Source organism: Chryseobacterium sp. R2A-55 (assembly GCF_021401085.1).
GTDB lineage: Bacteria > Bacteroidota > Bacteroidia > Flavobacteriales > Weeksellaceae > Kaistella.
On sequence record NZ_JACBFP010000010.1, the window covers coordinates 100,693 to 107,708 of the forward strand.

General features: G+C 38.3%; 6 protein-coding genes. 4 read left to right on the plus strand and 2 right to left on the minus strand.

Annotation, left to right across the window (positions count from 1 at the left end; all coding sequences use genetic code 11):
• Positions 1 to 44 precede the first annotated feature (44 nt).
• Complete coding sequence (gene ychF, locus L0951_RS11340) at positions 45 to 1,136, minus strand: redox-regulated ATPase YchF (protein WP_234111382.1); 1,092 nt, start codon at positions 1,134 to 1,136, stop codon at positions 45 to 47.
• A 150-nt stretch (positions 1,137 to 1,286) separates the two neighbouring features.
• Positions 1,287 to 1,838, minus strand: coding sequence for a ferritin (locus tag L0951_RS11345; protein WP_234111383.1), 552 nt, complete (start codon positions 1,836 to 1,838; stop codon positions 1,287 to 1,289).
• 228 nt (positions 1,839 to 2,066) lie between these two features.
• On the opposite strand from L0951_RS11345, the gene L0951_RS11350 reads away from it, so the two are divergent.
• From L0951_RS11350 to typA, 4 genes are all read left to right on the plus strand, one after another.
• On the plus strand, positions 2,067 to 2,429 hold the full coding sequence (locus tag L0951_RS11350) for a BlaI/MecI/CopY family transcriptional regulator (RefSeq protein ID WP_234111384.1): 363 nt from the start codon (positions 2,067 to 2,069) through the stop codon (positions 2,427 to 2,429).
• 211 nt (positions 2,430 to 2,640) lie between these two features.
• Positions 2,641 to 4,500, plus strand: a complete 1,860-nt coding sequence (locus tag L0951_RS11355; protein ID WP_234111385.1) for a M56 family metallopeptidase — start codon at positions 2,641 to 2,643, stop codon at positions 4,498 to 4,500.
• 112 nt (positions 4,501 to 4,612) lie between these two features.
• Positions 4,613 to 4,849, plus strand: a complete 237-nt coding sequence (locus tag L0951_RS11360; protein WP_234111386.1) for a YdcH family protein — start codon at positions 4,613 to 4,615, stop codon at positions 4,847 to 4,849.
• 211 nt (positions 4,850 to 5,060) lie between these two features.
• The gene (typA, locus tag L0951_RS11365) at positions 5,061 to 6,869 is read left to right on the plus strand and encodes a translational GTPase TypA (protein WP_234111387.1); all 1,809 of its coding nucleotides are present in this window, start codon (positions 5,061 to 5,063) and stop codon (positions 6,867 to 6,869) included.
• The last annotated feature ends 147 nt before the right edge of the window (positions 6,870 to 7,016 follow it).

The window sequence follows — 7,016 nt, forward strand, 5'->3', positions numbered from 1 at the left end:
CGAACATTTCTGTTCACTCTCAGTATCATTGATTGTCTCTTTTTCTAAACATTAAACCTAAAATGCATCACATCTCCGTCCTGCACAATGTATTCTTTTCCTTCAACACCCATTTTTCCTGCCTCTTTCACTTTTGCCTCGGTACCATACTTCACAAAATCTTCATATTTAATGACTTCTGCGCGGATAAATCCTTTCTCGAAATCGGTATGAATAACTCCCGCCGCTTGTGGTGCGGTCCATCCTTTTCCGATGGTCCATGCGCGAACTTCCTTCACTCCTGCTGTGAAATAAGTCTGAAGATGCAGCAATTCATAGGCTTTTCGGATGAGTCGGTTTACTCCCGGTTCTTCCAAGCCCAGTTCTTCCAGGAACATTTGTCTTTCCTCGAAAGTCTCCAATTCGTTGATGTCGGCTTCAATTTGTGCTGCAAGAACTACCACTTCTGCTCCTTCATTTTTCGCCATTTCCTCAATTTTTGGAATCCATTCGTTTCCGTTTTTGATGGAGTTTTCATCCACATTGCAAACATAAAGAACGGGTTTTTTAGTGAGCAAATGCACTTCATCAATCACCGATTGTGCAAAATCATCCGCCGGAAATTCTCTTGCGTTTTTGCCGTCCTCCACAAATTTTTGAAGATTTTGCAAGGTTTCATAAGTCAAAACATCTTCTTTTTTTCCCGATTTGATGAACTTTTTAGCTTTGTCCACCGCTTTTCCTAAAGTTTCCAGATCTTTCAACTGAAGTTCGATATCGATGATTTCTTTATCGCGAATGGGATCCACGGAACCTTCTACGTGAATAATGTTTCCGTTGTCAAAACATCTCAAAACATGAATAATTGCTTCACATTCGCGGATGTTTGCCAGGAATTGATTTCCCAAACCTTCTCCTTTGGAGGCGCCTTTCACTAAACCTGCGATGTCCACAATTTCCACCACTGCAGGCAAAACTCTTTCGGGATTGACCAGTTTTTCAAGTTCAAAAAGTCGGGGATCCGGCACAGAAACCGTTCCCAGATTGGGTTCAATCGTACAAAACGGATAATTTGCCGATTGCGCCTTGGCGTTGCTCAAACAATTAAAAAGGGTTGATTTTCCTACATTGGGAAGACCTACGATTCCACACTTCATACTGGTGATTCTTTTGGCAGTTGCTCCCGGAAATGATCGGAAAGTTCTCTGCAGTTAAAATTAAAGTGTGCAAAGATAGTATTTTAAGTGCAGTTTTTAAAAACAAAAATCTGCTTTTGATGGCAGATTTTATACAAAACCGAATACTATTTATGGATTTTCGGCGGTGGCATTTCGTGCATCATCTGCATCATCTGGTGCACTTTGCAGCGTTTTGTCCAGATTGAACAGTGATTCGTCCGATGCTTTTTCGCCACCTGCAATTTGGAGCTGGTCGATGAGGTTCATTGCTAAAGTTTCTTCCTCAATCTGCTCTTTTACAAACCATTGAAGGAAATTCCAGGTTGCCCAATCTTTTTCTTCTAATGCCAAATCCACCAATTGGTAGATTGCCGTGGTATTTTCAACTTCGTGCTTGAAGACTTTGTTGAAGCAATCTGTCAAATTTTTCGGGTCTGCTCCAGGTTTTGGAATGGCGCCGATGGTTGGTTTTCCGCCACGGTCCAAAATATACCGCATAAATTTAATTGCATGATTTCTTTCTTCCTGCGCATGCCGGAAAAGAAAACTTCCAATTCCCTGATATCCTTTGTCTGTGGCCCAAATTCCGTAAGAAAGATAAACATGGGACTGTAAATCTTCCACATTCATTTGATCGCTCAACGCTTTTTCCATCGCTGCTGATAGTCTTTTGGTATTCATAATTTTCTTTTTTGTGATTGATTCTTCATCAACAATAATAATTCCGTTGTGTGGGAAATGAACAATTTTAGCAGTTTTTTAACAATTAAATTTTAGGGAAAATTAAATTTTAGATGAAGTTTTGATGTGGATTATCAATACTTTAATTTTAAAAACTTGTTATCCCTAAAAAAATAGTTGTAAGTTGAGAATTAATTGCTACATTTGTATCACTAAATAGATAGTGATATGAGGATTCCACAACTGACAAAAGCCGAAGAGCAAGTCATGCAATATTTATGGGATTTGGAGAAAGCCTTTCTTAAAGATATTCTGGACAAATTCCCAGAACCAAAACCGCACACGAATACCGTTTCCACGATTCTCAAGGTGTTGAAGGACAAAGAATTCGTGGATTATAAAGTTTACGGGAGACAGCATGAGTATTTTCCTGTGATCTCCAAGGAAAAATACAGTGGGAAATCCATGAAAAGCTTGGTGAAAAACTACTTTGAAGGTTCCTACAAAAACGCGGTTTCTTTCCTTGTAGAGAAAAATGAAATGAGCGTGGAAGATTTGGAAATGCTCTTGAATGAATTAAAAGGAAAATAGAGAAAAGAAGAAAAAACCTAGACTTCCTGTTCGACGATAATCAAAGGCAATTCAGAAAGTCTATTCCTGATGTTTTTTCTGGAAGCTCTAAATCGTAAAAGAAAATATTGAACTTGAAAAAAGGTTGCTAAAAACTATAGAAGTCATTCACTGACCAGAATGTAAGTCTATTCTCTATGCTCTTTTCCCTTTAAAATAAAAAATAAAAAAAATGGAAACCCTTCTTTATTTCGGCAAAGTTATTTTATCCTCCGGTGTAATGTTTTTGTACTATCGGTTGTTTCTTAAAGACAAGACTTTCCATCACTACAACCGGTTTTATTTGTTGTCGGTTTTGTTGGTGAGTTTGCTTTTGCCTTTACTTAAAGTGAGCTATTTTTCACTTGAGGTAAACAAAGATATTTATCTGTTAATTAATAAAATACAAAGTTTTAATACTGAAAATAATTCAAGCCATGATTTCATTTATTTTAAATTTGCTGCTCTCTTTTTTGGATTGGTTTCTGTCTTTTTTCTAGCGAAACTATTTTATGGTTTAGTCAAAATTCAACAGTTCAAAAAGCAGTTTTCTAAAGAAAGTTTCGAGGGCATTAACTTTTACCAAACCAACTTGCAGGAAGCTCCCTTTTCCTTTTTCCGAAATCTTTTTTGGCGGGATTCCATTCACCTTCAATCTGATTTGGGACGCCAGATCTTAAAGCATGAAATGGTCCACATCGAGCAAAAACATTCCTGGGACAAGATTTTTACAGAAATCGCCACTTCTCTGTTTTGGTTCAACCCATTTTTCCACTTCATCAAGAAAGAAATCAACCTGATTCACGAATATCTCGCCGATAAAAAGGCGGTACAAAACTCGGACACGAAGGCATTTGCGCAGATGCTTTTGGCAAGTCACTTTTCCGGAAAACAGTTTCCTGCAACGAGTCCGTTCTTAAGTTCCAATCTTAAAAAACGATTAACAATGCTAAAAAAGTCAAAAACAAAATTCAGTTATGCGCGCAGAATTTTTGCGTTGCCACTTATGTTTATTCTTGGATTTATCTATATGGTAAATGCGAAAAATAAAGAGATTAAAGAAACCAATAAAGAAATTGAAAAGCTGGTTTCTGACCTGAAAATTGAAAATTCAAGTAAAGCCACAAAGCATGATACGATTTCGCCGAAAAAAGTAGAAATAACCTCAAATCCAAAAATTGCAGAAGGAAATCAAATTATCATTTTGGATTCTATCAACGGAAAAATCGGTTATGGAAAAGACGGAACCGCTTTATACAGCAAACACCCCGAACTTTTCATCAATAGCGAAAATGATTTAGAAAACCTGAGAAAACAGATTGAGGAAAAACAAAAAGAAATTGAGCCGCTCACGAATTTCCAGCAGTTGAAAGGCGAGGAAGCCAGAAAAATTGGCGAGGAACTCCGCAAAAAAGGTGAAGAATTTCGTAAACTTTTAAAAAGCAAAAATTTCGACGATCCAAAATTAAAGAGAGTCGAAAAACAGATGGATGAACTGGGCAGAAAAATGGAAGGAATCTTTAATTCGGATGCTTTTCTGAAAAACCAAAAATTGCTGGATGGAAAGTTTCTTGATTTGGATAAATTAAATTCCAGTCTGGAAAAATTTTACAACAGCAATGAATTTAAGATGAAAATGAGAAATCTGGGTTTGACGTTCAATGGGGATGGTTTTGAAAATTCTGAACAGTTTAAAGAGATGATGAAAAACTCTGAAATTGCCGCAAAAAATGCCGAACGGATTGCGAATGGTGCAGAGAAAGCAGCGAAGGAAGCGGAAAAATTGGTCAATTCCAAAGAATTCAAAAAGCAGATTGAGCAGGCCCAAAAAGCGGCGGAAGTTACTGAAAAGAATTTTTCAAAATCAAATATGATTTTCCTGAACAGTTCCAGCGGAAACGACAATGAAATGAAAATCTATATCGACGGAAAACCTGTAACCAAGGAGGAAATGGAGAAACTTCCACCGGAAAACATCTCGAAAATGGAAGTCAACAAGAAAGGTTTTCATGGAAACAGTAATTCGGAAATCCGCATTTACACTAAAAAATAATATGTGGAATTCCCGGTTTTTGAGCCGCCAATCGGTTACTGACAATTTTCATATTGACCAAAACCACAATTTTTCCTAACTTTATTCCATTAAACCAACAAATTTTAAGGTCATGGAAAATCATACTTTAACCCACGAATTCCCAAAATATGAAGCCAAAATCAGGAATCTGAAAACCGAGGATGAAAAATTTAGAAACCTGTATGTGAATTACGAGGAAGTAAATGCGCTCATCACCCATTACGAAGAAGGCGGCGAAAACCACACCACAGACGAACATTTGACGGAATTGCGGAAAAAGCGGGTTCATTTGAAGGATGAGATTTATGCTTTTTTAAATCAACAGTAGAAACACTTTTAAATCAATATAAAGCGGCTAAAAAGCCGTTTTTTTATTTGAAACGCTTCTGCATTTTGCCGTAACATTTCGTATCTCTTTATTCGTAATTCTCACTTTGATTTAACTTTCTTTAATTTTTCATCTTAAATATTATTAAATCTTTACGCATTAATGTGTATTCCGTCAAAAAACACTACTTTTGCACCGTCAAAAAATGATTATGCAAAACATTAGAAATATTGCGATTATCGCACACGTTGACCACGGAAAAACTACATTGGTCGACAAAATTATTCACGCAACCCACATCTTCAGAGACAATCAGGAATCCGGAGATTTAATCATGGACAACAATGATTTGGAGCGTGAAAGAGGAATTACCATCCTTTCAAAAAACATTTCGGTGACCTATAAAGACACGAAAATTAATGTGATCGACACTCCGGGTCACGCCGATTTTGGTGGTGAAGTGGAAAGAGTCTTGAAAATGGCAGACGGTGTAATCCTTTTGGTGGACGCATTTGAAGGACCGATGCCGCAGACAAGATTCGTTTTGCATAAAGCATTGGAGTTAGGTTTGAAGCCAATCGTGGTCATCAATAAAGTGGATAAGCCAAACTGCAGACCGGAAGAAGTTCATGACCAGGTTTTCGACTTATTCTTCAACCTTGACGCAACTGAAGAGCAATTGGATTTCCCGACGTTTTATGGATCATCAAAACAAGGTTGGTTCAATACCAGTTTAGAACCTGCAGATTCTATTTTGCCTTTGTTGGACGGTATTTTAAAGTATGTTCCGGAACCAAAAACGGAGGAAGGAAACCTTCAAATGCAGATTACTTCTTTGGATTATTCCTCATTTTTAGGTAGAATCGCGATCGGAAAAGTGGCGAGAGGTTCCGTGAAAGAATCTCAATGGATCGGTTTGGCGCAGGAAGGCGGAAAAATCGTGAAAGGAAAGGTAAAGGAACTGTATGTTTTTGAAGGACTGGGCAAGAAAAAAGTGCAGGAAGTTCATGCGGGAGATATTTGCGCAATCGTAGGTTTTGACGCGTTCCAAATCGGCGATACTTTCGTGGATATGGAAAATCCGGAACCATTGCCAAGAATCGCAATTGACGAACCGACTTTGAACATGACCTTTTCCATCAACAACTCCCCTTTCTTCGGGAAAGATGGGAAATATGTAACTTCCAACCACCTGAAAGAAAGACTGGAAAAAGAGTTGGAAAAAAACCTTGCTCTAAGAGTGGAACAAACCGAAGATGCGAACACATTCCTGGTTTTCGGACGTGGAATTTTGCACCTTTCGGTTTTGATTGAAACCATGAGAAGAGAAGGTTACGAAATGACAATTGGTCAGCCGCAAGTTATTCTAAGAGAAATTGACGGTGAAAAATGTGAACCTTACGAATCAATGGTAGTGGATGTTCCGGAAGAATTTGCTTCCAGAGTAATCGATTTGGCGACCCAGAGAAAAGGTGATTTGTACATCATGGAGACCAAAGGTGAAATGCAGCATTTGGAATTTGAAATCCCATCCAGAGGATTGATCGGACTGCGTTCTCAAATGCTGACAGCAACCGCAGGAGAAGCGATTATGGCGCACCGTTTTGTGGATTACAAACCCTTCAAAGGAGCCATTCCGGGAAGAAGCAATGGTGTTTTGATTTCAAAAATTCAAGGACCCTGTACGGAATATTCAATCAATAAATTACAGGACAGAGGACGGTTTTTTGTTGATCCGGGTGAAGAAGTTTATGCAGGAATGATCGTGGGCGAGCAAAACAAACCGGGCGATTTGGTGGTAAACATCGTGGAAGGAAAACAGTTGAACAACATGCGTGCATCCGGAAAAGACAAAGACACCGGAGTTGCCCCAAAAATCCTTTTCTCTTTGGAAGAGTGCATGGAATACATCCAAGCCGACGAAGCGATTGAAGTGACCCCGAATTTCATCAGAATGAGAAAGAAAATCTTGTCTGAGGAAGAGAGAAAACGTGCAGAGAGAATGACGAAGGCGGAGTAATCCTGTGGAAAACATAAGAAAAATAGAAGAATCCGTCTCACAACAAAAATTGAGGCGGATTTTTTATTGCAGTACCAATCTTCATTGTTTTGGAAAAAGAAAAAGTTGTCCTCTTTAGGCAACTTTCTTTCTTAGATTGTGTGCTAA

Excerpts from the sequence above, each read along its gene's own strand:
- L0951_RS11360 (WP_234111386.1), top strand. The coding sequence starts at position 4,613 with ATGGAAAATCATACTTTAACCCACGAATTCCCAAAATATGAAGCCAAA.
- L0951_RS11345 (WP_234111383.1), bottom strand. The coding sequence starts at position 1,838 with ATGAATACCAAAAGACTATCAGCAGCGATGGAAAAAGCGTTGAGCGAT.
- L0951_RS11355 (WP_234111385.1), top strand. The coding sequence starts at position 2,641 with ATGGAAACCCTTCTTTATTTCGGCAAAGTTATTTTATCCTCCGGTGTA.
- ychF (WP_234111382.1), bottom strand. The coding sequence starts at position 1,136 with ATGAAGTGTGGAATCGTAGGTCTTCCCAATGTAGGAAAATCAACCCTT.
- L0951_RS11350 (WP_234111384.1), top strand. The coding sequence starts at position 2,067 with ATGAGGATTCCACAACTGACAAAAGCCGAAGAGCAAGTCATGCAATAT.
- typA (WP_234111387.1), top strand. The coding sequence starts at position 5,061 with ATGCAAAACATTAGAAATATTGCGATTATCGCACACGTTGACCACGGA.